The sequence below is a fragment of the Streptomyces sp. NPDC050738 genome, assembly GCF_040654175.1.
In the GTDB taxonomy this organism is placed as follows: domain Bacteria; phylum Actinomycetota; class Actinomycetes; order Streptomycetales; family Streptomycetaceae; genus Streptomyces.
In genome coordinates this window covers 599,885-625,952 of record NZ_JBFAHN010000001.1, presented here as the reverse complement: position 1 = coordinate 625,952, position 26,068 = coordinate 599,885, and the positions used below count along the sequence as shown (strand labels likewise).

Genomic DNA, 26,068 nt, shown 5'->3' with positions numbered 1-26,068 from the left:
GACCGCACGCATGCACGTCACGCATCTGTCGCTGGCCGACTTCCGCTCGTACGCCCGGGTCGAGGTCCCTCTCGATCCGGGCGTCACTGCGTTCGTGGGCGCCAACGGCCAGGGGAAGACCAATCTGGTCGAGGCCGTCGGCTATCTGGCGACGCTCGGGAGCCATCGGGTCTCCTCCGATGCGCCGCTGGTGCGCATGGGCGCAGACCGGGCCGTGATCAGGGCCGCCGTCACGCAGGGAGACCGCTCCCAGCTGGTGGAGCTCGAGCTCAATCCCGGTCGGGCGAATCGAGCCCGTATCAACAGGTCCTCCCAGGTCAGGCCGCGGGACGTGCTGGGGATCCTACGTACGGTGCTGTTCGCCCCCGAGGACTTGGCCCTGGTCAAGGGCGACCCGGGTGAGCGCCGCCGGTTCCTGGATGAACTGATCACTGCCCGTTCACCGCGCATCGCGGGAGTGAGGGCCGACTACGAGCGCGTGCTGAAGCAGCGCAACACCCTGCTGAAGTCGGCCGCCATGGCACGCAGGCACGGCGGCCGGTCGATGGATCTGTCCACGCTCGACGTCTGGGACCAGCATCTGGGGCGCGTGGGCGCGGAGTTGCTCGCGCAGCGGCTGGACCTGATCGCGACGCTGCAGCCGCTGGCGGACAAGGCGTACGAGCAACTGGCCCCGGGGGGTGGGCCGGTGGCACTGGAGTACCGCAGTTCGCTGGGCGAGGGCATCGAGGGTGCGCAGACGCGTGAGGAGCTGTACGAGCTGCTGATCGCGGCGCTGGTGGATGCCCGGAAGCAGGAGATCGAGCGGGGGGTGACGCTGGTCGGACCGCATCGGGACGATCTGGTGCTGAAGTTGGGGCGCCTCCCGGCCAAGGGGTATGCGAGCCACGGCGAGTGCTGGTCGTACGCGCTGGCGCTTCGGCTGGCTTCGTACGACCTGCTGCGCGCCGAGGGCAATGAGCCGGTGCTGGTGCTCGACGACGTCTTCGCCGAGCTGGACGCGCGGCGGCGGGAGCGGCTGGCGGAGCTGGTGGCACCGGGTGAGCAGGTACTGGTGACGGCAGCGGTCGACGATGACGTTCCCGGCGTGCTCGCAGGTGTGCGCTACGGCGTGACGAACGGTGCGGTGGAGCGACTGTGAGCGAGCAGCCGTCCTCCCCCGCCGAGCAGCCCAAGGTTCCTGAGCCTTCCGGGGTCGATCTGGCACGGGTCGCGCTGCGCGCGGCGAAGGAGCAGGCGAAGGCGCGGGGCGCGGCAGCTCAGGAGAAGAAGCAGGCCAAACGGGGTGGACTGCGGTCGGGGGCCCGCGCCGACGGGCGTGATCCGTTGACGCTGGGCGCTGCGATCAACCGGTTGATCACCGAGCGCGGCTGGGAGACGCCGGCTGCGGTGGGCGGAGTGATGGGGCGGTGGCCGCAGATCGTCGGGGAGGACCTGGCGAAGCACTGTGTCCCGCTGCGCTATGACGAGGAACCCGATGAGCGGGTGCTGACCGTGCAGTGCGATTCGACGGCGTGGGCGACACAGTTGCGGTTGCTGGCTCCCCAACTGGTCGCCCGGCTGAATGCGGATCTGGGGCACGGCACGGTGCGCCTGATCAAGGTGCTGGGGCCGGGTGGGCCGCCGCAGCGGTTCGGGCGGCTGCGGGCGCCGGGGAGCACGGGTCCGGGCGACACCTACGGGTGAGGTTCGGCGGCCGACGCTGTTTCACGTGAAACATCCGTGTCGCGCGCGAGGCCGTGTGAAATCCGGGGCTTCCGGTGCGTACCGCTGCCCGGTGTGTGGGCCGTGAAACCGGTGGTGGGCGGTGAGGCGTCCCTCACCGTAGTGGGTGGTTGACAGCCCGAAGCGCTGAACGCCCGCGTGAGCCTCTTGGAGCCCCATCCCGGATATGGGGAGTCGGACGGAGGAGGTTCAGGGCGGCACATGTGGACTCAGGTACCGGCAAACCCCCATTCGGGTCGGCGCTACCGGTAGACTGGGCAGCAATCCCGTCAGCTTGCGGGACACGTCGACAACACGCTGAACGACGCAGCCGTTCCCGCTAGCCCGGAGATCGGCTTGTGCTGTGCCAGAAAGGGCGCTTCGTGGCCGATTCCGGCAACCCCAACGAGAATCTTCCCTCCACTGCCGGCGAGAACGGCGAGGTCACCACCTCGTACGACGCCAGCGCGATCACCGTCCTCGAGGGTTTGGACGCTGTTCGCAAGCGACCCGGCATGTACATCGGCTCGACCGGTGAGCGGGGACTCCATCACCTCGTGTACGAGGTAGTCGACAACTCCGTCGACGAAGCCCTGGCAGGGCACGCGGACACGATCGACGTCACGATCCTCGAGGACGGTGGCGTCCGCGTCATCGACAACGGCCGAGGCATCCCTGTCGGCATCGTCCCCTCCGAGGGGAAGCCGGCCGTCGAGGTCGTACTGACCGTGCTGCACGCGGGCGGCAAGTTCGGCGGGGGCGGTTACGCCGTCTCCGGTGGTCTGCACGGTGTCGGCGTGTCCGTCGTGAACGCGCTGTCGCAGAAGGTCGCCGTCGAGGTCAAGACCGACGGCCACCGCTGGACGCAGGACTACAAGGTGGGCGTCCCGACCGCGCCGCTCGCCCAGCACGAGGCCACGGATGAGACCGGCACCACGGTCACCTTCTGGGCCGACGGCGACATCTTCGAGACGACCGAGTACTCCTTCGAGACGCTGTCGCGGCGCTTCCAGGAGATGGCCTTCCTGAACAAGGGCCTCACCCTGACGCTGACCGACGAGCGCGAGTCGGCGAAGGCGACGGTCGGCGCGGACACGGCGGACGAGGCGGACGACGAGCAGGTCCGCACCGTGAAGTACCACTACGAGGGCGGCATCGTCGACTTCGTGAAGTACCTCAACTCGCGCAAGGGCGAGATGATCCACCCGACGGTCATCGACATCGAGGCCGAGGACAAGGAACGTCTTCTCTCGGCCGAGATCGCGATGCAGTGGAACTCGCAGTACAGCGAGAGCGTGTACTCCTTCGCGAACACGATCCACACGCACGAGGGCGGTACGCACGAAGAGGGCTTCAGGGCCGCGATGACGGGCCTGGTCAACCGGTACGCGCGGGACAAGAAGATCCTGCGCGAGAAGGACGACAACCTCTCCGGCGAGGACATCCGCGAGGGCCTGACGGCGATCATCTCCGTCAAGCTGGGCGAGCCGCAGTTCGAGGGGCAGACCAAGACCAAGCTGGGCAACACGGAGGCCAAGACCTTCGTGCAGAAGGTCGTGCACGAGCACCTCACGGACTGGTTCGACCGCAATCCGAACGAGGCCACGGACATCATCCGCAAGGCCATCCAGGCACAGACGGCCCGTGTCGCCGCCCGCAAGGCGCGTGACCTCACCCGTCGCAAGGGCCTGCTGGAGTCGGCGTCGCTTCCCGGCAAGCTGAGCGACTGCCAGTCGAACGACCCGACGAAGTGCGAGATCTTCATCGTCGAGGGTGACTCCGCCGGCGGTTCGGCGAAGTCCGGCCGTAACCCGATGTACCAGGCGATCCTGCCCATCCGAGGCAAGATCCTGAACGTCGAGAAGGCGCGGATCGACAAGATCCTGCAGAACACCGAGGTCCAGGCGCTGATCTCGGCGTTCGGTACCGGTGTGCACGAGGACTTCGACATCGAGAAGCTCCGCTATCACAAGATCATTCTGATGGCGGACGCCGACGTCGACGGTCAGCACATCAACACGCTGCTGCTGACCTTCCTCTTCCGCTTCATGCGGCCGCTGGTCGAGGCCGGGCACGTGTACCTCTCGCGCCCGCCGCTCTACAAGATCAAGTGGGGCCGGGACGACTTCGAGTACGCCTACTCGGACCGGGAGCGCGACGCGCTCGTCGCACTCGGCAAGCAGAACGGCAAGCGGATCAAGGAAGACTCGATCCAGCGCTTCAAGGGCCTCGGCGAGATGAACGCCGAGGAACTGCGTGTCACCACGATGGACGTCGACCACCGTGTCCTCGGTCAGGTCACGCTCGATGACGCGGCCCAGGCCGACGACCTGTTCTCGGTGCTGATGGGTGAGGACGTCGAAGCACGGCGCTCCTTCATCCAGCGCAACGCCAAGGACGTTCGGTTCCTCGACATCTGAGTCGGTCCGTCGCTGACCGCTTCGAAAGGATTTTGACCAGCAATGGCCGACGAGACTTCCCCCGTTACCGAGGGCCCCGCAACCCCTGAAGCAGACCAGCCTGCCATGCGGATCGAGCCCGTCGGGCTCGAGACGGAGATGCAGCGCTCGTACCTCGACTACGCGATGTCCGTCATCGTCTCGCGTGCGCTTCCCGATGTACGGGACGGGCTGAAGCCCGTGCACCGCCGCGTCCTGTACGCGATGTACGACGGCGGATACCGGCCCGAGAAGGGCTTCTACAAGTGCGCCCGCGTCGTCGGTGACGTCATGGGTACGTACCACCCGCACGGCGACTCCTCGATCTACGACGCCCTGGTCCGCCTGGCGCAGCACTGGTCGATGCGCATGCCGCTGGTGGACTCCAACGGCAACTTCGGTTCCCCGGGCAACGACCCGGCCGCCGCCATGCGGTACACCGAGTGCAAGATGATGCCGCTGTCCATGGAGATGGTCCGGGACATCGACGAGGAGACCGTCGATTTCAAGGACAACTACGACGGCCGTAACCAGGAGCCGGTGGTTCTGCCGGCGCGCTTCCCGAACCTGCTGATCAACGGTTCGGCGGGCATCGCGGTCGGTATGGCCACCAACATCCCGCCGCACAACCTCCGTGAGGTCGCGGCCGGCGCACAGTGGTACCTGGAGAACCCGGAGGCCTCGCACGAGGAGCTCCTGGACGCGCTGCTCGAGCGCATCAAGGGCCCGGACTTCCCGACGGGCGCGCTCGTCGTAGGCCGTAAGGGCATCGAGGACGCGTACCGCACGGGCCGTGGCTCGATCACGATGCGTGCGGTCGTCGCGGTCGAGGAGATCCAGGGCCGCCAGTGCCTGGTGGTGACGGAGCTCCCGTACCAGACCAACCCGGACAACCTGGCGCAGAAGATCGCCGACCTGGTGAAGGACGGCAAGGTCGGCGGCATCGCGGACGTCCGTGACGAGACCTCGTCGCGTACGGGCCAGCGCCTGGTCGTCGTGCTCAAGCGCGACGCCGTCGCCAAGGTCGTGCTGAACAACCTCTACAAGCACACCGATCTGCAGTCGAACTTCGGCGCCAACATGCTGGCGCTGGTGGACGGGGTGCCGCGCACCCTGTCGATCGACGCGTTCATCCGCCACTGGGTGACGCACCAGATCGAGGTCATCGTCCGGCGTACGAAGTTCCGCCTGCGCAAGGCGGAGGAGCGCGCCCACATCCTGCGCGGTCTGCTCAAGGCGCTGGACGCGATCGACGAGGTCATCGCGCTGATCCGGCGCAGCAACACCGTCGAGATCGCGCGCGAGGGCCTGATGGGCCTGCTGGCGATCGACGAGATCCAGGCGAACGCGATCCTGGAGATGCAGCTGCGCCGGCTGGCCGCTCTGGAGCACCAGAAGATCACGGCCGAGCACGACGAGCTGCAGGCCAAGATCAACGAGTACAACGCGATCCTCGCCTCGCCGGAGCGTCAGCGCACCATCGTCAGCGAGGAACTGGCGGCGATCGTCGACAAGTTCGGCGACGACCGGCGCTCCAAGCTGGTGCCTTTCGACGGTGACATGTCCATCGAGGACCTCATCGCCGAGGAAGACATCGTCGTCACCATCACCAACGGTGGCTACGTCAAGCGCACCAAGACCGAGGACTACCGCTCGCAGAAGCGCGGCGGCAAGGGCGTACGCGGGGCGAAGCTGAAGCAGGACGACATCGTCGACCACTTCTTCGTCTCCACCACGCACCACTGGCTGCTGTTCTTCACGAACAAGGGCCGGGTCTACCGCGCGAAGGCGTACGAGCTCCCGGACGCGGGGCGCGACGCGCGCGGGCAGCACGTCGCCAACCTGCTGGCTTTCCAGCCGGACGAGCAGATCGCACAGATCCTCGCGATCCGCGACTACAACGCGGCGCCGTATCTGATCCTGGCCACCAAGGGCGGCCTGGTGAAGAAGACGTCCCTGAAGGACTACGACTCCCCCCGTTCGGGTGGTGTCATCGCCATCAATCTGCGGGAGACCGCGGACGGCAGCGACGACGAGCTGATCGGCGCCGAGCTGGTCTCCTCCGAGGACGATCTGCTGCTGGTCAGCAAGAAGGCGCAGTCGATCAGGTTCACCGCAACGGACGATGCGCTGCGTCCCATGGGGCGTGCGACCTCGGGCGTCAAGGGCATGAGTTTCCGTGAGGGAGACGAACTGCTCTCGATGAATGTCGTCCGGCCGGGTACGTTCGTGTTCACCGCCACCGACGGCGGGTACGCGAAGCGCACCCCCGTCGACGAGTACCGCGTCCAGGGTCGCGGTGGCCTTGGTATCAAGGCCGCCAAGATCGTGGAGGACAGGGGCTCGCTCGTCGGCGCGCTGGTGGTCGAGGCTACGGATGAAATCCTCGCCATCACGCTCGGCGGCGGTGTGATTCGTACGCGAGTCAATGAAGTCAGGGAGACGGGCCGTGACACCATGGGCGTCCAACTGATCAACCTGGGCAAGCGCGATGCCGTCGTCGGTATCGCTCGTAACGCCGAGGCCGGCCGTGAGGCCGAAGAGGTCGACGGCCCCGATGGGGACGAGATCGACGAGGCCACGGACAGCGCGGCCGAGGTGGTGGACGAGGGCACCGAGCCTTCGGCCGGGGAGCACGAGGAGTAGAGCGTGAGTGGAGCCACGGGCGCCGGAGCGGCCGCTTCCGGAGCTGGAGCACATGGTGCCCGTGGCCCTGCCGCGGACTCCCAAGGGGGAACGGTGACGGACACCCGGGGGGCGCAGCCCCAACCGCAGAGTTACGAGGCGCAGCCTCAGCAGCCTCCGTACCAGCCGCCACAGGCGTATCCCGCGCCCCAGGGCGGCGGGGGTACGCACGGCGGGCACGGCGGGCAGCAGCGCGCCGGTGGCGCTCAGCAGACCGGTGCGGTGCGCCGGCCGCGTACGGGCGCACGGACCACTCCGCGGACGCGCAAGGCGCGGCTGCGGGTGGCCAAGGCCGATCCGTGGTCGGTGATGAAGGTGAGCTTCCTGCTCTCCATCGCGCTGGGGATCTGCACGGTCGTGGCGGCCGCGGTGCTGTGGATGGTCATGGACGCCATGGGGGTCTTCTCCACGGTCGGCGGCACGATCAGTGAGGCCACAGGATCCACCGAGAGCAGCGGGTTCGATCTTCAGTCGTTCCTGTCGCTGCCGCGGGTGCTCCTCTTCACGTCGGTCATCGCCGTCATCGACGTTGTGCTGGCCACGGCGCTGGCGACGCTCGGGGCCTTCATCTACAACCTGTCGGCAGGGTTCGTCGGCGGCGTGGAGCTCACCCTCGCCGAGGACGAGTAGAGCTGCGGGTATCGATTTTGGGACTGGCCCTGAAGTGCGCTAATCTTCAGGGGCAGCGCGGGGCTATAGCTCAGTTGGTTAGAGCGCATCCCTGATAAGGATGAGGCCACAGGTTCAAATCCTGTTAGCCCCACTTGCACAAAGGCCCCCCGGCGATCTAGTCGGGGGGCCTTTGACATCTACGGCTGACATCAGCCGATAAGCGGGTCTTCCAGGAGTTCGGCGAGCATCGTCACCGCCTCGCGTTCTCCGTCGCCAACCACCTGCGTGTAGATGTCCATGGTCATGCCGATCTGGCTGTGCCGCAGGATCGCCTGCGCCACCTTGGGATGGACCTTCAAGAAGGCGAGCAGAGTTGCACAGGTCTTCCGCGCGATCCTGACTGTGATCCGCCGCACACCAGACCGCGTGACGAGCCGATCGAAACTCCGCGAGAAGCCCACGGGGTCGATAAGACCACCATGCTCGGCGGAGAAGACCACGTCGTGATCCGGCTGCTGATTCCAGGCACCGGTAGCCAAGGTCCGTTCCAGTTCCTGGAGCTTCCGGCGTTCCGCCAAGGCTTGGGAGCAGAAGTCGGGCAGAGGCAGCACCGCCTGTGACGACTCCGTTTTGAGGTCCTTCAGTACCAGACCGACGCCCTTGACCCGCTGCACCTGCTTGGTTGGGGTGAACTGGCCATTCTCAAAGTCGATGTCCTGCCAGCGCAGCCCCAGCACCTCACTGCGACGGAGCCCAAGAACGAGCACCAGCACGCAGGCCGCGTAGAGGCGGTGAGCACGCGCCGTCCGCAGGAAGGTGATTGCTTCGCGTGCGTTCCACGCCTTGCCTCTGTCGGTGCTGACCTTCGGCATGTCCACCAGCAGCGCGACGTTGCGCGTTAGTAGCTCTTCCCGAACGGCCCGGTTGAGGGCGTTGCGCAGCGTACGCAGCACCTCGAAGCGGGTAGCAGCACCGACCTTGGCGCCCTTGAGTGTGGCCATGAATGCGCGGAGTTGGGCGGGCGTCAGCCGGATCAAGGGCTTCTTGTCGAGGTTGGGCAGCAGGTAGAGCCGGACCTTGGACTCGTACTTGACGTATGTGTTGTGTTCGCGATCCGGCTTCACGATGTGCTCAAGCCAGTAGGTCAGCCACTCCCCGACCGACCAGGCCCGCGAAGGCACGGGTACGCCGTTGCGCTCCTGATCTTGTAGCTTCCCGAGCTTCTCCGCCGCTTCGTCGTACGTCGCGCCGTAGACGTACTTCCGCACGCGGATTCCATCGCTGTTAGTGACGTACGCCGCCCCCTGATAGCGACCGTCCGCGCGCTTTGTGATCGTGCCCCCACCATTGGGGCGACGCTTGGTCATCGGCCCCCCGCTTCGATCCGATTGCGGATGTAGTCCTCTATCGCCCCCGCAGGGATTCGACGGCACCCACCGTCCGTGAAGGACACGAGTCGCTTCGAACGGATCAGGTCGTAGACCTTTGAACGTCCATACTTCAGCCGCGCCATGACCTCCGGCACGGTCAGCACCTCAGGCGGGGCGGTGGTCATGTTGCGGCTCCCTTCAGAGCGGGTCGGTCTTGCATGGCTTCACGGGCGGTCTCGCGGTTGACGCGGATGTCTTCCGCGATCGATGCAGCAAGGGCGGATTCCCCGGGAGTGTGGCCGTGTCCGGCGTAGGTCCAGTGGGCCAGGACGAGGGTGGTGTCCGGGTCGGGCAGGCCCAGGGCTTCGCGTTGTTCGGCGGCGCGGTACTCGGCACGCACGGAGCGGCGCTCGGCGAAGGTCCGGGAGTAGTGGCGGGACTTGGTCAGGAAGTGGCCGCGGAAGCCGAGCATGTGAGCCCAGGCCCACAGCCGGTAGGCGGGGTAGAGGGGTTCGAGGTCCCAGCACGCGCGGATCAGGCGACGGGCGTGGTCGGGGATGTGGTGTTGGTCGAGTTCGGCCAGCTCCCCGATGCGGCGGTCGAGGGTGCCGGTGGTCTCGGCTGCCTTGGTGGCGTACTTGGCGACGTAGGAGGCAACGGCCCCTTCGGTGATGTCGTCCCCGTCGTTGAAGGCTTGGACGGGCCGGATATCGAGCTGTTTACCCCAGGCCAGGACTCGGCTCGGTTGGTCTGAAACGGCCGGCACGCGAGCGGTGACGTAGGGATGAGCGGCAGCGCTCTCGATGCACGCGGTGAGGAGTTCGAGGGTTGCCCAGCGCGGGGGTGAGGTGTCGGGACCATCGGGTCCATCCAGGCGGATCACGGCATGAAAGTGGATTGCACCGCGCTTCTGGAATTCGGCGACCTTCCCGAACGACAGCCGCGCCGTCTCCTTGAACGCTTTCTGTGTGAGCCCGGCAGCGGCGGCGAGTTCGCGGCGGAGTCGGTTGACGAAGCGGTGCCAGAGCTCGCCTGCGTGGTTGTTGAAGAGCACGGCGCCCGCGTAGTCGTACGAGTGTGGATCGAGCGGGGTGCCCAAGGCCGGGGCGTCCTCGGCATGGCGGGTACCGCAGCGGCAGCGGCCAGTGTCCGGGCGGTTGTGGACCGGCCCGAACGAGGGCGCAGTGAACGTGGCGAAGACCCGTGGCCGACTGCTCACGGTGGCAGGGATGTTCATGGCGTCGTCTCCGGAGAGACCCGCGCGGATCAGGCGGTAGGCGTCTCCGGCGTAGAGGTAGGCGCAAGACGGGCAGCGCGAGGCACGACGGTTTCCACAGGCGACCCGCAGCCGACCACCGGGCTCATCCCCCGTTGAGTACGCGTGCAGGTGCTGACCGGTGGTCTTGTCACGAGTGAGAGTCCAGCCGGTCAGGTGGATCGGATTGGAGCAGCCACCGGTCTTACGGATCTGTTCTCGCCAGCGGTCGAAACCGGGCGCGGAGGCCACCCTCAGCAGATCGCCCAGGGTGGCCGCATCGAGCGTGTCAGCCACGGACGACCGCCAACGCGTCGGCCAGGGCAGGGGAGGAGAGCAGTCCGTCAGGGGGTGTCCACAGGCCGCGTGCACCGGCCCAAGCCAAGGGCCGGGCGAGGGTGTTGACGTTGCTCAGGTGCCAGTGAAAGCGCCCGTGGGCGGACCACAGGGTGCAGTAGCCGTCATCCGCGTGGCAGTTGTCGAGGAGGGCGACGGCGAGGACGGCGCCGCGGGGGAAGGGGCGGTGCAGGAACGGGCGGCACATGGGTGCCGTGCCCGCGTAGGGGTCCACGGTCTGCCCGGCGTGGATCAGGACCGGGCCGCGGTACTCGGTAGGCCAGGAACGGTTCTCGATGCGCTTGGTCCCGTAGGCGATGCAGGACGCCCAGGGCTGCCATAAGGTCAGCGCCCTCACCGCGGTCATGGTCGTCATGCCACACCCACGTTCACCGGCCGGACGATGAGGCGGCGGGGTGTGCGGCCGGTGCCGTGGCAGGCCGGGCAGATCACGGGAAGCACGTGGCGGGAGCCGTCGGTGTGGAGGGTGCCGGTGGTGATGGCGACGATGGGGAAGCCGTCGCAGTCCGGGCAGATCGGGCGCGCGGGGGTGGGGCGGTCGGTCATCATGGTTGTTCCTTCCGGTTCAGTGGATCGGGCAGGAGTGCGGCGCCCGGGCGGCGGAAACTTGGCGGTGGAAGCCGCCCGGGGGCCGGTCAACGGTGGTTGGTTGGTGGGTTGTTGAGCATCGAGCGCAGCACCACGGCGAGCAGCGCGAGCGATCCCGCGGTGACGGCGACGGCGAGGAACATCGAGACCAGGACCGCACCGACCACCAGGACGACGCCGGTTCCGCCAACGGCGAGGGCGATCACACCGCCTGTGGAGAGCTGCACACCCGTGCGCGCCGGAGCAGCCGGAGCGGGGGCCGGGTTGTGGTTCTGGCAGGCGCACGGAGCCGAGTACTGCGGCTGGACGGGGGCCGCGGGGATCACGGCGGTGGGTTGGATCACCGGGTAGACGGCGCCGGTCGGGGTCGGGTTGGTCGGGTACTGGGGCTTGAACATGGTCTTTCTCCCTTCGGGGTTGGGGATCACTTGCCGGTCTGGTTGATGACGTCCACGCCGGACCGGGTGCCGGAGTCGATGGCGGGGGCCAGGAAGGTTCCTTGGAGGTAGAAGCCGAGGAGCAGCAGGACGACCACCAGCCAGCCGCGGACGTGCAGGTACTTGACGGCAGCCCAGGCGATCAGGGCCAGGACCAGGACGAAGGGCAGGGAGATGGTCATCGGGCTTGCCTTTCAGGTGAGTTGGGATGCGATGGCGTCAGCGAGCTGAGGGGCGACACCCAGGCGGGCGCGCAGCGTCTCGGCGTCGATCGGGGCACCGGTGGCGGTGCGGTGTGCGGTGGCGACCTTTTGGGCGTGGTCCAACAGCGCGGCAGGGACCGGAACGGCGGCAGGCAGCGCAGCCGGAGTAGGTGCCGGAGCGGGGGTTTCCTCGCGCTCCAGCGATGCGGACTGTGCCGCGGGAGCGGGGGTCGATTCGGCCGGCACGGTTGCCGACGGGTCGGAGCCGGGGCGGGGTGCGTGGGCGAGGAGGGTGCCGCCCATGAACGCGAGCGCGGGCCATCCGGCCACCAGGAACCGCAGCCATGCAGGGGTGTTGGCGAGGTCGAGGAATCCGGCCGTTGCCACGTTCGCACCCAGGGAGGCGGTCAGGGCGACGAGGAACCAGCACCACGCCAGGCGGGACGGGCCGGTTGTGCGCAGGCGGCGCCATGCGGCGACGAGGAGGAGATCCACGCTGATCGGGTAGGCCCAGGCTTTCCACCCGTGCTGTCCGGCAGCGTCGGCAATGTCGTGGAGGTGAGCGAAGGACAGGGCCCCGGCGATCACGGCCTGTACGAGCACGGCGTCCATGCGCAGGTTGGCTTTCATCACGGGTTCCCCCTTCCAGGGTGTTGGGGCCGGTGCCGGGCGGGGACTCTGTGTCCGGCCGCCCGGCAGCGGCGGTGATCAGTCGGTGTCGGGGTTGAGGCCGGAGCCCAGGCAGTTCAGGCAGAAGCCGTTCTGTGTGCCGACCACGCGGCGAGCGCGGCCGAGGCGGACGGGTACGGGGATCTCTCCGGTGCCCTTGCAGACCGGGCAGTCGGCGGGGCGGTGCTTGCGCGGGGCGGCCTTGCGAGCGGTCACGGCGGTGTCCTCATTCCGGCTTGAGGCATGGGAGGGGTAGGGACCTGGCGCGAGGCGGTCACGCCGACCGGGGGTTGAGGCGAAGTACTACGGGGTGCCCGGGACGGCGACCGGCGCCGGAGCCGGGGCAGGAACACCCGCGATGTGCTGTGGCCGGTATGCGGCCAGGGCGGGAATGTCCGGGGTCAGGTGCGCGAACTCGCGGCAGACCGCGGCGACTTCACCGATCTTTGTCTTCGGGGTGCGGATACGGGACCAGCCACCGGAGGAGTCACCGGCAATGGCCGTGCCCGCGCGTTCGGAGGCGATCGCGGTGGCCGCGGCGACGGCGAGTTCGTTGATGTCGCCCAGGCCCATTTCGGCAGTCTGCTTGTCGTTGCAGCGGTGCACCACACGCCCGGAGAGCTGGGCGCGCAGGGCGGTTGCGCCCTTGCCGAGTTCGGAGCCGAAGCGCTGCCCGCACACCTCCAAGTGGATGCCGACGGCGCGGGCCAGCTGTGCGAGGCGAACCAGTTGGGTGACCATGTGATCGCGGCGTACGGCATCCGCGCGGGAGACGGTCAGGAAGAGTTCCGCGATCTCATCGATCAGGCACACGATCGGCACCGGCCGGAGCTTCTTGGGCAGGCCCCAGATGTCCGAGGTGATGTCTTCCAGAGGGGTGCCGGGGGCGATGCCCTGATGCAGGCACAGCAGGTCGAAGCGCTCTTCCATCTCGATCACGAGTGCGTCGAGCAGGCCCTCAGCCTCAGCCGAGGTGATCGCAAGAGCCGTCAGCCGCGGAGCGAACGCGGACTGTTCCACACCGCGCTTGCAGTCGATCCCGACCAAGGCCACGTCCAGCGGCGCGAGACCCTTGATCAAGCAGCGCTGATACATCGACTTGCCGGACTTGTTGGCGCCCAACGTGAGCGCGTGCGGGATGTCCTGGTAGTCACGGACGTACGGCAGACCGTCTTCCCGCAGCGCGACGGACACGGCCAGAGGGCCAGCGGCCAGACGGCGCGGCATCCTCACCCGGGCCAGGACATCGAAGCCGGTCAGGCGGATGTCCACCACGCCCGGTTTGACCTCACGGACGTGCACGGAGTGAACGGCCCAGGCGTGCCGCAGGCGTTCAGCGGACTTGACGACATCGTCCGGTGTCAGGCCCGCGGCCAGACGAAGCCGCAGACGCAGGCCGGTAGCGGTCGGGCGCAGGCTCCGGATGTGCGGGATACGGGGCTTGGCCACCGTCGCATCGCCGGGCGAGGCCATCTTGTGGGCGAAGACCTTCCACCAGGGCGGGTCAACGATCAGTTCGCAGGCTTCCATGGTCGAGCGCCAGGCGGACAGCACCCGGTAGAGCGCGGCGGGGAAGCCCACCAGGGTCCAGTACACGGCCGGAGCCTTGACCCGGGCGAGGAGGAGCAGGGCGGTCAGGATCACCGCCAGTACTAAGAGCGTCGATGCGGACATGGCGATCAGCCCTTGCCGTTCGACATGGCAGGAACCTGAACGGCGGTCACGGCCGCGGCTCGGTAGCTGATGCCGTGCCCGAAGTCGTTCTCCCACGGGCGGGCGACCAGACCGGGCAGAGCGACGGGGACGCCGGGGAAGAGGTCCGGCTGCACACCATCTTCAGCAACCACGATCGTCAGCGCGTCCGGGCGGCCGTCCACGATCACAGCCACGTTCACGTTGAACAGGGTCCGGCCGGTCTGGCGGTCGGTCGCGATCTCACCGGTCTCCCGGTTCTTGATCTTCGGTTCGGGGGCCTGAATGAGCATCACCGTCATGGCGGTGGTGTCTACGGGGATCTGACGCATGATGAGACTCCCTTGAAAGAGGGGTAGGGAGCGGTGCGTTGCTTGGCGGTAGTGCACCGCTCCCGGCTTTTTAGTCCCCAGCATGGGGACTCTTTCTGCCTCAGAGCATGGGGCGGATGAGTCCGCTTGTCAAGGACTAAGACGTCCCCCGATAATGGGAGGCATGGACCTGCATGAAGTGATCCGCAAACGACGAGGCGAGCTGGGAATCTCGCAAGCTGACTTGGCCGCAGCGGCAGGCGTTGACCGCCGCCAGATCCGGCGATACGAGGCAGGCGAGCAACAACCAGTCCTGTCCGTCGCCGTGGCCATCGCGCACGCCCTTGGGATCACCGTCAACGAGTTGGCAGGCCAACCCGCACACCGCATCGACCTGTCGGGCACATGGTGGATGTCCTGGCAGACCTCCCGAGACGGCGAGGAAGCCATCGCTGTGCAAGAGGTCAACTTCGCCCAGCAAGAGGAGTTGATCCACCTCGACACGGTGGCCCGAGGCCTCAGCGCCGAGAAGGGCGGCTACCACTGGCGTGGTGAGCTCCGGCTGTGGGACCAAGAAGTCCTCATGGGCTGGTATGTGGCCAACGACGGCCCCGTACGGTCAAAGGGAACTCTGTACTTCGTGCTGCATCCCCATGGGGGCACCATGTCCGGCCGGTGGGTCGGACTCGGCTACGACAGCAAGATCATGACTGGTTGGGGAACGGCAGCTCGAACCAAGGACGAAGCCCTAGAGCTGAATGCGAGGCTCCGAGAGGATCAAGGAACGTCCCTATGACAGATGTCTGTGCAGTGCTGATCACCGCACCCGATGCCGAATGGCTCGCATCCTTCGTACGCGGGCTAGTCGAAGATCGTCTGTGCGCATCCGGGAACATATCTCCAGTCAGGTCCATCTACAGATGGGAAGGCGAAGTCCACGACACGGGCGAAGCCTTGGCCATCGTGCGTACGGTGCCGGACCGTGTCCCGGCGATCATGGATCGGACACTTCGGGAGCACCCCTACAAGGTGCCCAGCGTCATCACGATGCCGATCAGCGATGCAACTCCCGCCTACCGGGCGTGGATCATTGAGCAGTCGAATCCGGCGTAGCCGGGCGCGGACAGAGTTTCCCTACATCATCAAGTGCTCGCTGCGCTCGCGCGGTCGGTGCCGACCCCGCAGGTTGGATCATTGCCAACCCATCCGCCGATGACGCCCCTGGTGAATCATCGGCCGCTCCCGGACCACGCACCCCCGCCGCCCCGATCCGACCTCTGGTAGGGGAAAACGGCATGGGCGAACTCATCGAGCGCAGCAGCAGGCCCCACCCCTTGCCGAAGCCCGTGCAACCAGGATGACGGAGTCAATCGATCTCAGGGAGTCGAGTGCCGCGCAAGCGCGGCGGCGCCGGACGGACGCCGCCGCGCGGCTCCCACAATGCCTGCGTCAGTGGGGCCGCGCGGCGTCGCCCGTCCGCGCCCACAAGGGGGCGAAAACCAGCACTGGGCTTGGCTGAGGGGGAGCCTGAGAGTGCAGGTGAAGGACGCGTTGTCTTTACCGATTGAGGCCGGATCGTGGCGACGGATGTACGCGGTCCGAAGCTGCCTGATTCCCGGGCGTTCATACAGCCCGCTGACCCACCGCGGGGCACCACCAAACGGCCGGCACGGGCTTGAGGAGCGGGAAACCCTGTCCGTGGTCGGGGCGGTCGGTTCCACGGCTTTACCCACCTCCCCGGTTCGGGTCCCGCGTCGAGCAAGACCAGGGGGCCACTCGGTCACATTGCGGGCAGGGGTGAAGCCTGCCCGAGTCGCTGGCAGCGTACGGCCCCCTGATCATGCTCAACCCCAAACCGGGCAGGACACCGGCCAAAGCCGCTACACCGACCGCGCTGTAACCTGCGGTCATCGAGGGGTGTCGGGAGGGCAAAGCATGGGCTCAAGCGAGATCAAGCTGATGCGCGGGGACCTGCTGCTAGGAACTCTCACTGAGGACGGGTGCGACATGCCGTTCTTCCTCGCGGAGTTCAGCCCTGGTCCTGGCTGGGAAGCAGTACAACCGATCTTCGAGGCTTGGACGACTTCCCTGGACAGCCACGACCCAGCTACCGATCCGGAAGCACGAGCCGTCAGCGACGCCTTGCACGCTGTCCATTGCTTGGGCGCGACGCTTGTGCCAACCGATGGCCGACCAGTCATCGAGGACTTCATCATCCACGTTCGTGGAACGAAGGCCACCTACCGGTACTGATCCGAAGTTCCTGACCCCGAACCAGGCAGGACACTGCTCACAGTCGCTTCGCCGACCTCCGAAATTGGGTGCGGCAAAAATTGGCGATCAAGCAACCGAGACCACTACGGTCGAGACGCCCGCCAGCCCCTGCCGGAATCCGCCACAGGGGGTGCAGTAGATCGATGCCGGAGCCAAGACCACGGCTCTCTACTGCGAGGGAGGATCGGGGTCCGGCCCGGTCCACCGCCATCCCTCGATGGCACGAGCTGTCAAGAGCCCAGGGGTTTGCTGACATCACCGGCTGACACCAACGGGCCCGAATCCTGCCGATCAGGGGCAGACCTGTACGCCCGCGTAGGCAGTCAAAACGGTGAGAACCCTTGGGGCGACTGGCCTCCATGATCGACCTGATAAGGATGAGGCCACAGGTTCAAATCCTGTTAGCCCCACCACCGCCTGCACCGCAGGTCAGAAGGCCGGTAGATCCCCCTGGATCTACCGGCCTTCTACATGTGTGGATCTGCAAAAGCCCAATGGAAGCCCAAACTCGCAGCGCCGTTGATGTCACAAGCTCGGCGAACTGATGTCAGCCAATCTCAACCCGCACTGCGCGCGCTGAGTAAGCGCCGCTGCGGGCGGTAGCGGCGAGCCAGACGTCTGGCAGGTAACCGGCACGAAGCCCTCTGTGCCATCCGTGCAGAGTGGCGGCCACGGCTATGGCTCAGTCCTCTGCGAGGCGGGCCTGTACTCGCGGGTCTCGCGCAATGGCGTCAGGCAACACTGCGTTCCGGAAACTTCGGGCCCCGAGAAGTTGCTCAATGGACAGCTTCGCCGTCGCCATCCCAGCGCCGGTCAGGAACGCGCCCTCCAAGTTGGCATTCATCAGGTCCGCATCCTCCAGATGGGCACTGATCAGAATCGCATTCTCCAGGTGGGCCCCGACCAGGCGCGCGCCGACTAGGTGGGCCCCGAGCAGGCGCGCGCCGACTAGGTGGGCCCCGAGCAGGTCAGCGCCTTCCAAGTGAGCCTGAACTAGGTTCGCTCGCGCCAGCTGGGCATTGAACAGGTCCGCGCCCTCCAGATGGGCCTTGAGCAGTTGGGCACTCTCTAGGTAAGCCTCGCCCAGCCGTGCGCCCTTCAAGTGGGCATAGGACAGGTCGGCACCGCACAAGTTGGTCCGTTGCAGGTTCAATGCGAAAGACTCTTCGCGCTCAAGCCTGCGACCGAGGACCGTTGCTGCTGCCTGGACATGCTCAGAAGGTGTGGCTCCGTCTCCGACCGCCCACGGTTCGTTGGCAGTCGGTAGAGGGGCGTGCTCGCGGATGAACGCGGCGAGCACCTCGACAACGGTGGCGCTGTCTTTCGGTGAGTCGCGCATGATCCGTTCAAGGGCGTAGATCCCGCCCAACTGCCGTGTGAGATTCTCTGCCGCCAGCAGACCGATCGCGGTGGCGTAGCGGTCGGTCACCTGGCCCTCGCGGGTCAGCTCGGCCTGTTCGCGGTCCTTCTCCCGGGTGTGCTCGAAGAGTTCTCGGGTGTGCCGGAAACTGCGGTCGGTGTAGTAAAGGCCCAGGCTGGCGACGACGCCGGCCCCGACCGCGATGATCACTGTTCGGAAGCCGGTGATCACAGCGGCTCTACCTGGGGTCAGCCCCGGTCCCAGGTGCCCCGCATCAGCCCACCAGGGGCCCTTCCACAGCAGCAGCACGAACACCGCGACGCCCAACAATGCGGCGACCCATCCCCCAAGGCGCTTCTTCATGCTGGCGGTCTTACCCGCGAGGGCACCGCGGTTGGGCGTGTCCGCACGATTGGTGCCGAGGCGTGACGTGGTCACCGCTCCGGCATATGACACCTCCTCCCTATGCCTCCCGAACCTGCGGCCACCGGTCTACCCTGTGCACCAGAACGCCCCCTGCCGATGTAAGCGGCAGGGGGCGTCTGGGTCCGGCCAGGTACCTCCCGAGTACTGACCGGGGCCTGTGGACAACTGGGTGGGTTATCCCCAACCGACGTCGTCCGTCGACGGCACGGGAGACGGTGTAGAGACAACCGCCGCAGGCGCGTCTCCGTCCGCCGGCGGAGCTCCCCACCCAACATCCGCCGCAGGGACGGGCTGAGGGGTATCCGCTGCTGCCATTCCAGCCACGCCCAACGCTGCTGAGACGGCGAGCGCCACGCCCGCCGCCGCGATTCCGAATCTAGACACCGAACCTCCAAGCCTCGAACACGTCTCCGTCACCGAACCTGCACCTTAGGCTGACACGTGGGGAGAGAGCGGCACAGGGAAACCCCCGTGCCGAATCACGCAGTGCGGGAATCGCACCGCAACTGGGGGGCCAGATGACCGAGTTAGACCGTCCAGAGGTAGGGCAGCACCTACCCCTGCTGGACGAGGACGAGCAGACCTACAAGAACATCGCCGCCGGCGTCGCTGTCCCACCAGGGCCGAGCACGGACCGGCTCATCGCCCGCGGCCTTATCGGCGCTACTGGGAGCGCTCCCCTCTCCTTCTTTGCACGGGACCCCAGAGAGGCAGTGGACGCCTTCCTGACGGCCACGCAAGCCCGCCTGGCCCTCCTGGCCGACCAGATGGCTCAACTCCCCTCCCTTGAGGCCCTCGTGGCCCACTACGACCCCTACCGGCTCTACGGCGGCCCCGGCAGCGAGTTCCTGCCCATGGACCAAATGAACGAGCGCATCGGCTACCTCACCGCGGCCGCCACCGACGAGATCCTCACCGCCCAGCCGGACGCCCCCTCCGACCGGGACCCCCAGGTCGTGCGGATGGGCATCGACCGCACCGTCGCGGCCCTGCACCGCGGTGTGGACGTCCGGAGCCTCTACACCTCCGCCGCCTACCAGCACGCGCAGACCCGGGAGACCGTGGCCGAGCTCGTCGAGGCCGGCGCCGACGTCCGCGCCTACGGCAGCCCCTTCCCCCGCCTGGTCCTCATCGGGAGGCGCCACCTTTTCATCGACAACCACGTCACCGCGGACTCCGATCCGAACTGCGGGTGGCACGTCACCGACCGTGCATCCGTCATGTGGATCAGGGCCTCCTTCCGGATGACCCTGGACCAGGGCACTCCGTGGCGCGACCTCGACGAGCTCCTGGCGGCCGCGGTCACGTCCGATCGCCACCGGCGGATCCTGCGCGTCCTGGAGGACGGCTACTCCCAGCAGCAGGTGGGTCCGCGCATCGGGCTGAAGGAGCGGACGGTCAACAAGGAGTTGAAGAACCTGCGGGAGGAACTGGCGCGACTTCACGGGGCGGAGGGGCCGTGGTCGATGTATCAGGTAATGGCCTGGTGGGGGCGGAGCCCTGAAAGGGATCTCTGAACGTCGAACATTCCGAACACAACGTCATGGTCTCGTGTGCACGTGGGCATACTCCAGAAACGGAAGCACTCGGACTGAGTAAATTGGCTGTGGGAAACGTATGGGCCCCGACCCTGCGTTTGACGCACAACCCGCATCAGCCCGGTGTGAGGTGCTCGGGAGGCCCTCCGCCGGAAGCAGAAGCCCCCTGCCGTGTTCGCCGGCAGGGGGCTTCATGCTGTTCACAGTAAACCGCCCCGCCTCCGGTAGCGGGGGCGGGGCGGCCAGGATCGACTATTTTCGCCGAATCCCTTGCGGGCGGAGCGGACGCACATCACACTCTGCCCGCACTCAACCACCCCACAAGGGCGGCGAGTTCGGGTGTGCGTCGGGTCCGGGACGCATGCATGCGTACAAGTAGGTGGTAGCGCTTACTATCGCGGAATCGCGAGCCGCTTCGGTAGCTATCCCGTCGGCATATTCCAACATGCGTAGAAATGCTGGCCAGTTGGCCGAAAATCAATCCTTGAGCCGACTGACGGTTCAGCCAGTAGCGGCCGCACGAACGAGCAGCGTGCCGATCTCCCTCGGGCCAGGCGGCGGCCGTAGCACCTGCGCCGCCATCAAGGTGAACCCGTGCTCGTGAAGGATCTCCCTCCACCGCTCCGGTTCGTAGTCCCACCGCCGAACGACCACCGGGTCCTGGTCAGGCCTCCGATTGATGTACGAGGCCTGGCATCCGTAGCAGTCCACGATGGGCGGACGCTGCGAGAACGCGAGGACGCCCCCACGGCGCAACCGTCGGCGGATCGCAGGGAGCAGAACGCCCGGATCGCTGAACCACACCGCCCCGAACACCGAGTACACGGCATCAAAATCCTCGCTCGTCCCCTTGAGAAACTCGAGAGCGCTTCCGTGGCGGAGAGCCATCCCGTCGCGGGCTCCCCAGCGTTTGGCTGCGCGGAGCTGGGCGAGGGAGATGTCGACACCGACGGCGCGCGCCCCGAGTGTCGAGATGTGCGCCAAATTACCGCCCTTTCCGCAGCCCAGATCCAGCACGGAGGCGCCCGGTCCGATGCCCAGCACCTCGGCCCCCGGGCCGTGGGCCGGGTATTGGGTCCAGTTGAACCACGTTGCGTCGCTGCCCCCGCTCGCGGGGCGTCGATCACGCTTCTGCTGCGCATACGTATCCATCGCGGAGGTGTCTGGCACTGCCTGCTCCGTTCTGAGGGAAGCCGCCCGGCGTGCGGCCGGGCGGCTTGAGAACAAGGGGCGAACCGATCCAGGAATGGCGCTACGCCTCTCTGCCGCTGACAGGGAGGCGGGCGGCCTTCACCTGGATCCAGAGCCGACGGCCCTCGCGGCAGTGGTGAGGTGCCGAGCAATTCGTGCCCACCTGCCCACACGCGGCCCGGCAGCCCTGGGCGTGGTCCAGGAATCGCCGGTATATCGCGTCGAAGCTCCGACGATCCGTCACCGTGCTCACAGCGACGCCGCCAGACGCTTCTCGCCGACCAGCACCAGGTCGCGGATCAGGCCGGGGTCGCACAACTCGTGCCGCGAAACGAAAGGGACAGACCAGTAGGTGATGAGCTGAGGAGCCATCCCGCCGACTTCCGGGATGCCTACGACCGTGCCTTCACCGACCCACTCCGCGCCCTTGGTTGCCGGCCAGGGTGCGGCCCCGGTCGGAGGGACGAGTGCGTAGTACCGGTGGCATACGGGGTCGCAGATGACCGGGCCGTCGAGGCTTTCGGCGAGGACGTCAGAGATGGTGCTGGGGTCCGTGCTCGACGTAGCGGCCTCCACCAGTTCCCGTGAAAGGCGGATGACACAGAATTCGCGGCCCAGAGGCAGTGCAGCAACCCGGTGAATTGCCCAGGCTCCGTGAGCGCGATCGGGGTCGTCGAGGGTCGAGGCAAGCCATTCGGCGACGGCTCTTTCAGTGCCGAACTGGGGGTTCACGGAAGCTCCCGGGCGTCGATCGATTCGGATGCCTCAACATTCGCAACCTGGGGCCCAGCCGTCACGGTCACCCGTGCCCAACTTTTTTGGCCAATCGAGAACTCCTTGACCTGCTGAAAGAACGTCAAGTGGTCTCGGCCTTGGACGAGTTGCGGCATCAAATTCTGGAGGTCGCCACCGTCGGCAGTGACGACCTGGCTACCGTGAGGGAATCCCCCCGCACGCTGGGAGAACCCATGACGTCACAGCCCAGACCGGGCAGCAAAGCGCAACGCGACGCCCTCCGCCACGAGATGCTCGACGCCGGATGCACTACCGCAGAGATCGCCGTGGAGATGCGAGGCCGATGGCACATGCGGCCGCGCGAGGCATGGCGGCACGCGCACGGATGGACGCTGCAGGAGGTTGCCAACCGCATCAACGAGGGCCCAGGCATGGCGGCCGACGCGAGCCTCGTGAGCAAGTGGGAGAAGTGGCCGGGGCTGAGCTCGCGGCGCCCGAGCCTGCCAGTGTTCGTAGCGCTCGCAGAGGTCTACGGCTGCACCGTGGAGAACATCCTCGACATCGAGGACCGACGCGCGCTTCCGGACAACGACCTGCGAATCCTTCAACACCACCCACAAGAGCAGGGCGCTGCCGAACCAGCGTCCTCGCCTCCACCTCTGCCCGTCGAGCCTGAGACCGATCGCGTCCTCGCGGCCGCCACGGAATCGGCGAGCTGGGCACAGTGGGCGGAGGCCACCAACGTCGGTGAGATCGCCATGGAGCAGATCCTCGCCGACGTGCGCACGCTCGCGCACGACTACCTGACCGGCGACGCACTGCAGCTCTTCGCCCGCACACGCACCCTCCGCGACAGGGTTTTTGCGCTCATTGAGGGACACCAGCCGCCGCGCCAGTCCGCGGACCTCTATGTGTCCGCCGGCTACCTGTGCGGGCTCCTGGCGTGGATGTCCTCCGACCTGGGAAACCTCCGCGCGGCAGACACCCACGGCCGGACCGCCTGGCTGTGCGCCGAGAACGCCGGACACGACGGGCTACGGGCCTGGGTCTGCTCCACCCGATCCAAGGTCGCGCTGTGGGATGGACGGTTACGCGACGCGGTGAATCATGCTCGTAGAGGCGCGCTCGTGACTGTCGACGGGACGGTCGGTGCGCTGCTCGCCTGCCAGGAGGCGGACGCCTGGTCGCTCCTCGGTGCCGCCGTCGAGGCTGAGGGAGCGCTCAGCAGGGCCATGAACGCGCGGAGCGTGATGGTGGGGGGCGACGAGATCGGAGGGTTGTTCTCCTGCCCCGAGGCGCGCCAGGAGAACTATGCGGCAGCCGTGCACCTTCGGATCGGACAGCCGGCGGCCGCGCTGCGCGAGACGCAGACCGCACTCCGCCTGCTCGCCACAGAGCCGGTCCGCGCGTACGGCACCGAGGCGCAGATCCACATCAGCCAGGCCACCGCGCTCCTGGGCTGCGGACAGCCAGAGGGAGTCATGGAGGCACTCCTCCCGGTCCTGGCCATGCCACCCGAGCGACGCATGGGGCCTGTCACGCAACGGATGCTGGAGCTCGCCGCAGCCATGTCCCGGGATCCATCTGCGCTTGCTGCAACGACAGTTGTCGCACGGCAGACCATCGTCCAATGGTCCGAGGATTCGGCCCCGAGGTGCCTTGCCCTCTCGTCAGGGGAGGGGCCCTCCTGATTTGATCTCACGCATGACCTCTGCACCTGAGCACATGCGTGATCACTGGTGGTGGCGTCCGGGCTGGCGCGAGGGCCGAAGTTTCTACACCTGGCACCTCACATTCGAGAGCGAGCCAGAGGTGCATCGCTTCGCGGCCGAGTACCGGGCTGCTGTGGCGCCCGTGGGTGGGCTGGACCTGATCCCGGATAAGTGGCTGCACCTGACCATGCAGGGCGTCGGTTTCGTCGGTGAGATCGAGCAGGCGGTCGTTACTGAGATCGCGATGGCGGCGCGCGACCGGCTGGCCGCAGTGCCGGCCTTCGACGTCACGCTCGGACGACCAGTCGTAGACCCGGAGGCGATCCTCGTCCCCGTCCAACCGGACGAGCCTGTGCGTGCTGTGCGCGACGCGATCCGCGCGGCAATCGGCGACGTGCTCCCTGACGTACCTGAGCAGGCCGCCGGGTTCCGGCCCCACGTCTCCATCGGGTACAGCAGCGGTACGGGGCCGCTGGCCCCGTACGAAGCTGCAGTTGAGGCGGCGCGGATCGAGCCCGCGGCGGCGCGGATCACTCACGCGGACCTCATCGTGATCAACCGGGATCACCGCATGTACGAGTGGGAGGACTTCGCTCAGATTCCTCTCGGCTGATGCGCGTGCAGGGCGGGACGCTGACTTACGCGGCCTCCGCCTGGTCGTCCGCCTGGTCGTGGACGTGCTTCAGGGCTGTCCGGGCGTCCACGCGAGACCCGGCCTCGACCGTTTCCCAGTACGGGTGCGTGACCACCTTGGTGGCGAGTTCGAGCACGAGGGCGCGGAGACGGGCGAGCTCTGTGGCCTGCTCTGGGGTGTATCCGGGCGAGGCCGGGCGGGGGTGGTTCCGGCGGTACCAGTGGGATTTGTCATCGACCTCGTCCAGAGGTTCGGCGCCGAGCGGGAGGGTCAGGGCGAAGGCTTGATGTTCCGCCTGGGCCTTGTGGAGGTCGAGCTGGGCGGCGCTGAGGTCATCGGGGAAGGCGAAGTTGGGCACAGAGCGGATGGTACGCCTGTTCGAATTCGATCTTGGGTTGCCACACCGACAACCCGCCCAGATGTGACAGAGCGCTTCAGGTGACAGGAGAGCATCTGAGTCGGCGGCTCCGTCCGATGTAGTTGGCGGGCAGCTGCTTGGTACTCAAGCCGAAGGCGGCGAGCCGTCACCGTCACCGCTTGCAGCGTCACCGTGCTCGCTGGTGGACTGCCACAAGCGCTCTCCAAGTTCGAGGAGGCGTTCCATGTCTGCGGTGCTCCGGCCGCAGACCTCGGTGACGCGGTCGCCGACCTCAACTCGGATGCGAGCATTCTTGTGCCTGTCGACGATGGCGTTGATTCCCGTACGGAGGGTCAACCAGACGCCACTGCCGCCGAACACCACGATGAAGAGCTGGTTAGCGTCGAGGCCGAATTCTGAGCCAAAGCTGGCGTCAGCCCCCTGCTCTTCGAACTGCGTGAGCAGGACACGAGCGAGGCCAGGCGTAGCACGCACCGCGACTTGCCCGGTGGATGCCCAGTTGGGGTCGATGCGTAATCGCAGGACACCTGGTTCGGCGGGGGGAGGTTCGGGCATTGAGTCGTGAGCACTAGTCATGGGCGGAGAGTAGGGCTGTATTCGCTCGGTGTCTGTGCCTCGCATGGATGGTCCTCAGCCTTCGCGACTCAGCCCGCCAACTCAGCTGCTCACCCGCCACCTGAAGCGCCCAGCCGCACCAGAGAACCCCAGCGCCTCAGAAGCTCAAACGCCACTGTCAGTACCCACCCGTACGCTCACCAACATGTCCCGCACACCTCTCGGAACTGGCTCCGCGCGCCCCGACGCCGCCGCCACCAACGACCAGATCCGCGCCCTCGTCGACGCCGGAGCGCTCTCCGCCGACGCCTACGAGCAGCTGCTCATCCAGTGGGCTGCCGCCGCGCCCGCCGATTACATCCCCGCGGCCTGACCCGAGCACCACGAAGCGGCCCCCTGCCACGCCCTCAGGCGCGGCAGGGGGCCATCTCAATCCTTGGCCACCGGGTCGTTCCCAGGCTCGCGCTGCACCCGTATGACCGTCTGCGTGAGCTGCATGATCAACGCGGCGATCAGCAGCAGCACCACGGTCCGCGCGATCCGCAGCACCGCGGCGATCGCGCCGTCGGGCCAGAAGGTGATCAGGACCGTGTACGTCCCGAGTAGCCCGATCACTGTGACCAGCGCCATCAACCGCCGCCCCGTCGGTGTCGTCACCCACGGGGCGCGCCGGTGGTACGTCCACGTGAACCACCCGCAGGACACTGCGACCAGCCCGCTCGCAACGACATTGATCAGCTGGGCGATCCCCAAATCCGATGTCATCGCCCGGCCTCCAAGGTCCGGCGGATCATCTCGCCGAAGTGATTTCGTTGACGCCACCCCCGCAGGTCGGCGGCCACCGCCTCCGCTTGAGGGCGGGTCCGCTGGACCTCGTCGAGCCCGGTCTTCGCCTCGGCCAGAGCTCCCGACGCCGCTCGCTGCCCTGGTGTCACCTGCGGCT

The 26,068-nt window shown here is 67.1% G+C and carries 30 protein-coding genes and 1 tRNA gene; 13 read left to right on the top strand and 18 right to left on the bottom strand.

The window, feature by feature from the left end:
• The first annotated feature begins 10 nt into the window (after positions 1 to 10).
• The 6 genes from recF to AB0H78_RS03095 all read left to right on the top strand — a co-directional run bounded on the left by recF (position 11) and on the right by AB0H78_RS03095 (position 7,590).
• The gene (recF, locus tag AB0H78_RS03120; RefSeq protein ID WP_363232466.1) at positions 11 to 1,141 is read left to right on the top strand and encodes a DNA replication/repair protein RecF; all 1,131 of its coding nucleotides are present in this window, start codon (positions 11 to 13) and stop codon (positions 1,139 to 1,141) included.
• A complete protein-coding gene (locus AB0H78_RS03115; protein WP_363232465.1) occupies positions 1,138 to 1,686 on the top strand; it encodes a DciA family protein in 549 nt (182 codons plus the stop codon). The genes recF and AB0H78_RS03115 overlap by 4 nt, the downstream gene beginning before the upstream one ends.
• 377 nt (positions 1,687 to 2,063) lie before the next feature.
• On the top strand, positions 2,064 to 4,124 hold the full coding sequence (gyrB, locus tag AB0H78_RS03110; protein WP_363232464.1) for a DNA topoisomerase (ATP-hydrolyzing) subunit B: 2,061 nt from the start codon (positions 2,064 to 2,066) through the stop codon (positions 4,122 to 4,124).
• 42 nt (positions 4,125 to 4,166) lie between these two features.
• Positions 4,167 to 6,788, top strand: coding sequence for a DNA gyrase subunit A (gene gyrA, locus AB0H78_RS03105; RefSeq protein ID WP_363232463.1), 2,622 nt, complete (start codon positions 4,167 to 4,169; stop codon positions 6,786 to 6,788).
• A 93-nt stretch (positions 6,789 to 6,881) separates the two neighbouring features.
• Positions 6,882 to 7,457, top strand: a complete 576-nt coding sequence (locus AB0H78_RS03100) for a DUF3566 domain-containing protein (RefSeq protein WP_363232462.1) — start codon at positions 6,882 to 6,884, stop codon at positions 7,455 to 7,457.
• 59 nt (positions 7,458 to 7,516) lie between these two features.
• Positions 7,517 to 7,590 (top strand) — tRNA-Ile (locus AB0H78_RS03095).
• A gap of 58 nt (positions 7,591 to 7,648) precedes the next feature.
• Here AB0H78_RS03095 and AB0H78_RS03090 read toward each other — a convergent pair.
• The 11 genes from AB0H78_RS03090 to AB0H78_RS03040 form a co-directional block, all read right to left on the bottom strand.
• A complete protein-coding gene (locus AB0H78_RS03090) occupies positions 7,649 to 8,806 on the bottom strand; it encodes a site-specific integrase (protein WP_363232461.1) in 1,158 nt (385 codons plus the stop codon).
• The gene (locus AB0H78_RS03085; RefSeq protein WP_363232460.1) at positions 8,803 to 8,994 is read right to left on the bottom strand and encodes a helix-turn-helix domain-containing protein; all 192 of its coding nucleotides are present in this window, start codon (positions 8,992 to 8,994) and stop codon (positions 8,803 to 8,805) included. Before AB0H78_RS03085 ends, AB0H78_RS03090 begins: the two co-directional genes overlap by 4 nt.
• A complete protein-coding gene (gene repSA, locus AB0H78_RS03080; protein WP_363232459.1) occupies positions 8,991 to 10,361 on the bottom strand; it encodes a replication initiator protein RepSA in 1,371 nt (456 codons plus the stop codon). Before repSA ends, AB0H78_RS03085 begins: the two co-directional genes overlap by 4 nt.
• Positions 10,354 to 10,776: a hypothetical protein gene (locus tag AB0H78_RS03075; RefSeq protein ID WP_363232458.1), complete on the bottom strand. Its 423-nt coding sequence runs from the start codon at positions 10,774 to 10,776 to the stop codon at positions 10,354 to 10,356. Before AB0H78_RS03075 ends, repSA begins: the two co-directional genes overlap by 8 nt.
• Positions 10,773 to 10,967 (bottom strand): hypothetical protein, encoded by a 195-nt coding sequence (locus tag AB0H78_RS03070; RefSeq protein WP_363232702.1) that lies wholly within the window; start codon positions 10,965 to 10,967, stop codon positions 10,773 to 10,775. The genes AB0H78_RS03075 and AB0H78_RS03070 overlap by 4 nt, the downstream gene beginning before the upstream one ends.
• 89 nt (positions 10,968 to 11,056) lie before the next feature.
• On the bottom strand, positions 11,057 to 11,407 hold the full coding sequence (locus tag AB0H78_RS03065) for a SpdD-like protein (protein WP_363232457.1): 351 nt from the start codon (positions 11,405 to 11,407) through the stop codon (positions 11,057 to 11,059).
• 26 nt (positions 11,408 to 11,433) lie between these two features.
• Positions 11,434 to 11,628 carry a hypothetical protein gene (locus tag AB0H78_RS03060; protein ID WP_363232456.1) on the bottom strand — a complete coding sequence of 65 codons (195 nt, stop codon included), beginning with the start codon at positions 11,626 to 11,628 and terminating at the stop codon, positions 11,434 to 11,436.
• A 12-nt stretch (positions 11,629 to 11,640) separates the two neighbouring features.
• Positions 11,641 to 12,279, bottom strand: a complete 639-nt coding sequence (locus tag AB0H78_RS03055) for a DUF2637 domain-containing protein (protein WP_363232701.1) — start codon at positions 12,277 to 12,279, stop codon at positions 11,641 to 11,643.
• A 78-nt stretch (positions 12,280 to 12,357) separates the two neighbouring features.
• The gene (locus AB0H78_RS03050) at positions 12,358 to 12,534 is read right to left on the bottom strand and encodes a hypothetical protein (RefSeq protein ID WP_363232455.1); all 177 of its coding nucleotides are present in this window, start codon (positions 12,532 to 12,534) and stop codon (positions 12,358 to 12,360) included.
• An 87-nt stretch (positions 12,535 to 12,621) separates the two neighbouring features.
• Complete coding sequence (locus AB0H78_RS03045; protein WP_363232454.1) at positions 12,622 to 13,992, bottom strand: FtsK/SpoIIIE domain-containing protein; 1,371 nt, start codon at positions 13,990 to 13,992, stop codon at positions 12,622 to 12,624.
• A 5-nt stretch (positions 13,993 to 13,997) separates the two neighbouring features.
• Complete coding sequence (locus tag AB0H78_RS03040) at positions 13,998 to 14,342, bottom strand: hypothetical protein (protein WP_363232453.1); 345 nt, start codon at positions 14,340 to 14,342, stop codon at positions 13,998 to 14,000.
• Between the two features lie 163 nt (positions 14,343 to 14,505).
• Between AB0H78_RS03040 and AB0H78_RS03035 the strand changes: the two genes are divergently transcribed.
• The 3 genes from AB0H78_RS03035 to AB0H78_RS03025 all read left to right on the top strand — a co-directional run bounded on the left by AB0H78_RS03035 (position 14,506) and on the right by AB0H78_RS03025 (position 16,574).
• Positions 14,506 to 15,117, top strand: a complete 612-nt coding sequence (locus tag AB0H78_RS03035; protein WP_363232452.1) for a helix-turn-helix transcriptional regulator — start codon at positions 14,506 to 14,508, stop codon at positions 15,115 to 15,117.
• Positions 15,114 to 15,434, top strand: coding sequence for a divalent-cation tolerance protein CutA (gene cutA, locus AB0H78_RS03030; RefSeq protein ID WP_363232451.1), 321 nt, complete (start codon positions 15,114 to 15,116; stop codon positions 15,432 to 15,434). Before AB0H78_RS03035 ends, cutA begins: the two co-directional genes overlap by 4 nt.
• Positions 15,435 to 16,256: 822 nt before the next feature.
• Complete coding sequence (locus AB0H78_RS03025) at positions 16,257 to 16,574, top strand: hypothetical protein (RefSeq protein WP_363232450.1); 318 nt, start codon at positions 16,257 to 16,259, stop codon at positions 16,572 to 16,574.
• A gap of 703 nt (positions 16,575 to 17,277) precedes the next feature.
• On the opposite strand, the gene AB0H78_RS03020 is transcribed toward AB0H78_RS03025, so the two are convergent.
• Positions 17,278 to 18,393 (bottom strand): pentapeptide repeat-containing protein, encoded by a 1,116-nt coding sequence (locus tag AB0H78_RS03020; protein ID WP_363232449.1) that lies wholly within the window; start codon positions 18,391 to 18,393, stop codon positions 17,278 to 17,280.
• Between the two features lie 701 nt (positions 18,394 to 19,094).
• Here AB0H78_RS03020 and AB0H78_RS03015 point away from each other — a divergent pair.
• The gene (locus AB0H78_RS03015; protein WP_363232448.1) at positions 19,095 to 19,898 is read left to right on the top strand and encodes a hypothetical protein; all 804 of its coding nucleotides are present in this window, start codon (positions 19,095 to 19,097) and stop codon (positions 19,896 to 19,898) included.
• 522 nt (positions 19,899 to 20,420) lie between these two features.
• Here the strand turns inward: AB0H78_RS03015 and AB0H78_RS03010 are convergent.
• Positions 20,421 to 21,089: a class I SAM-dependent methyltransferase gene (locus tag AB0H78_RS03010; protein WP_363232447.1), complete on the bottom strand. Its 669-nt coding sequence runs from the start codon at positions 21,087 to 21,089 to the stop codon at positions 20,421 to 20,423.
• Between the two features lie 270 nt (positions 21,090 to 21,359).
• On the bottom strand, positions 21,360 to 21,842 hold the full coding sequence (locus AB0H78_RS03005; RefSeq protein WP_363232446.1) for a hypothetical protein: 483 nt from the start codon (positions 21,840 to 21,842) through the stop codon (positions 21,360 to 21,362).
• A 236-nt stretch (positions 21,843 to 22,078) separates the two neighbouring features.
• Here AB0H78_RS03005 and AB0H78_RS03000 point away from each other — a divergent pair, with 236 nt between their 5' ends.
• Positions 22,079 to 23,536: a helix-turn-helix transcriptional regulator gene (locus AB0H78_RS03000; protein WP_363232445.1), complete on the top strand. Its 1,458-nt coding sequence runs from the start codon at positions 22,079 to 22,081 to the stop codon at positions 23,534 to 23,536.
• A 34-nt stretch (positions 23,537 to 23,570) separates the two neighbouring features.
• Positions 23,571 to 24,170, top strand: coding sequence for a 2'-5' RNA ligase family protein (locus tag AB0H78_RS02995; protein ID WP_363232444.1), 600 nt, complete (start codon positions 23,571 to 23,573; stop codon positions 24,168 to 24,170).
• A gap of 25 nt (positions 24,171 to 24,195) precedes the next feature.
• Here the strand turns inward: AB0H78_RS02995 and AB0H78_RS02990 are convergent, their stop codons facing one another.
• Positions 24,196 to 24,549 (bottom strand): hypothetical protein, encoded by a 354-nt coding sequence (locus AB0H78_RS02990; protein ID WP_363232443.1) that lies wholly within the window; start codon positions 24,547 to 24,549, stop codon positions 24,196 to 24,198.
• A 144-nt stretch (positions 24,550 to 24,693) separates the two neighbouring features.
• Complete coding sequence (locus AB0H78_RS02985; RefSeq protein ID WP_363232442.1) at positions 24,694 to 25,146, bottom strand: hypothetical protein; 453 nt, start codon at positions 25,144 to 25,146, stop codon at positions 24,694 to 24,696.
• 184 nt (positions 25,147 to 25,330) lie between these two features.
• Between AB0H78_RS02985 and AB0H78_RS02980 the strand changes: the two genes are divergently transcribed.
• Positions 25,331 to 25,498 carry a hypothetical protein gene (locus AB0H78_RS02980; RefSeq protein WP_363232441.1) on the top strand — a complete coding sequence of 56 codons (168 nt, stop codon included), beginning with the start codon at positions 25,331 to 25,333 and terminating at the stop codon, positions 25,496 to 25,498.
• Positions 25,499 to 25,554: 56 nt separating this feature from the next.
• Here AB0H78_RS02980 and AB0H78_RS02975 read toward each other — a convergent pair whose 3' ends face one another.
• On the bottom strand, positions 25,555 to 25,890 hold the full coding sequence (locus AB0H78_RS02975; protein ID WP_363232440.1) for a hypothetical protein: 336 nt from the start codon (positions 25,888 to 25,890) through the stop codon (positions 25,555 to 25,557).
• A complete protein-coding gene (locus AB0H78_RS02970; protein ID WP_363232439.1) occupies positions 25,887 to 26,060 on the bottom strand; it encodes a hypothetical protein in 174 nt (57 codons plus the stop codon). The genes AB0H78_RS02975 and AB0H78_RS02970 overlap by 4 nt, the downstream gene beginning before the upstream one ends.
• Positions 26,061 to 26,068: the final 8 nt, after the last annotated feature.

Excerpts from the sequence above, each read along its gene's own strand:
- recF (WP_363232466.1), top strand. The coding sequence starts at position 11 with ATGCACGTCACGCATCTGTCGCTGGCCGACTTCCGCTCGTACGCCCGG.
- gyrA (WP_363232463.1), top strand. The coding sequence starts at position 4,167 with ATGGCCGACGAGACTTCCCCCGTTACCGAGGGCCCCGCAACCCCTGAA.
- AB0H78_RS03090 (WP_363232461.1), bottom strand. The coding sequence starts at position 8,806 with ATGACCAAGCGTCGCCCCAATGGTGGGGGCACGATCACAAAGCGCGCG.
- AB0H78_RS03085 (WP_363232460.1), bottom strand. The coding sequence starts at position 8,994 with ATGACCACCGCCCCGCCTGAGGTGCTGACCGTGCCGGAGGTCATGGCG.
- AB0H78_RS03075 (WP_363232458.1), bottom strand. The coding sequence starts at position 10,776 with ATGACGACCATGACCGCGGTGAGGGCGCTGACCTTATGGCAGCCCTGG.
- AB0H78_RS03070 (WP_363232702.1), bottom strand. The coding sequence starts at position 10,967 with ATGACCGACCGCCCCACCCCCGCGCGCCCGATCTGCCCGGACTGCGAC.
- AB0H78_RS03065 (WP_363232457.1), bottom strand. The coding sequence starts at position 11,407 with ATGTTCAAGCCCCAGTACCCGACCAACCCGACCCCGACCGGCGCCGTC.
- AB0H78_RS03060 (WP_363232456.1), bottom strand. The coding sequence starts at position 11,628 with ATGACCATCTCCCTGCCCTTCGTCCTGGTCCTGGCCCTGATCGCCTGG.
- AB0H78_RS03055 (WP_363232701.1), bottom strand. The coding sequence starts at position 12,279 with ATGAAAGCCAACCTGCGCATGGACGCCGTGCTCGTACAGGCCGTGATC.
- AB0H78_RS03045 (WP_363232454.1), bottom strand. The coding sequence starts at position 13,992 with ATGTCCGCATCGACGCTCTTAGTACTGGCGGTGATCCTGACCGCCCTG.
- AB0H78_RS03040 (WP_363232453.1), bottom strand. The coding sequence starts at position 14,342 with ATGCGTCAGATCCCCGTAGACACCACCGCCATGACGGTGATGCTCATT.
- AB0H78_RS03035 (WP_363232452.1), top strand. The coding sequence starts at position 14,506 with ATGGACCTGCATGAAGTGATCCGCAAACGACGAGGCGAGCTGGGAATC.
- cutA (WP_363232451.1), top strand. The coding sequence starts at position 15,114 with ATGACAGATGTCTGTGCAGTGCTGATCACCGCACCCGATGCCGAATGG.
- AB0H78_RS03025 (WP_363232450.1), top strand. The coding sequence starts at position 16,257 with ATGGGCTCAAGCGAGATCAAGCTGATGCGCGGGGACCTGCTGCTAGGA.
- AB0H78_RS03000 (WP_363232445.1), top strand. The coding sequence starts at position 22,079 with ATGACGTCACAGCCCAGACCGGGCAGCAAAGCGCAACGCGACGCCCTC.
- AB0H78_RS02995 (WP_363232444.1), top strand. The coding sequence starts at position 23,571 with ATGCGTGATCACTGGTGGTGGCGTCCGGGCTGGCGCGAGGGCCGAAGT.
- AB0H78_RS02985 (WP_363232442.1), bottom strand. The coding sequence starts at position 25,146 with ATGACTAGTGCTCACGACTCAATGCCCGAACCTCCCCCCGCCGAACCA.
- AB0H78_RS02980 (WP_363232441.1), top strand. The coding sequence starts at position 25,331 with ATGTCCCGCACACCTCTCGGAACTGGCTCCGCGCGCCCCGACGCCGCC.
- AB0H78_RS02975 (WP_363232440.1), bottom strand. The coding sequence starts at position 25,890 with ATGACATCGGATTTGGGGATCGCCCAGCTGATCAATGTCGTTGCGAGC.